The 234-nt window shown below is 55.6% G+C and carries 1 protein-coding gene; it reads right to left on the bottom strand.

The window, feature by feature from the left end:
* A partial coding sequence (locus ACR9ZK_RS23625) for a maltotransferase domain-containing protein (RefSeq protein WP_481344343.1) occupies nt 1-164 on the bottom strand: 164 nt, incomplete at its 3' end.
* Nucleotides 165-234 lie beyond the last annotated feature (70 nt).

Raw genomic sequence — 234 nt, 5'->3', positions numbered from 1 at the left:
ACCAGATCCTCACCAGGCAACGCTTTCGCCGGGAAACGGCCACCCTCAACCACCGGCTGCACGGCAGTGATGGGGAACCGCCCGAAGCGAAGTCCGTTGGTGATGTCCGTGGTCGTCTTGGAATCCAGAACGGTGGTGGTTCGCGCAGTTTTCGTCACAACCACGACGTTAGCGACAAAAATCACAGAATGCTAAGCAAACGAGGTTTCTCCTTGACGCAAGATGACTTTTACC

This window comes from Monashia sp. HAY1-5C (assembly GCF_056755255.1).
This window is presented reverse-complemented; position numbering and strand designations above follow the sequence as displayed.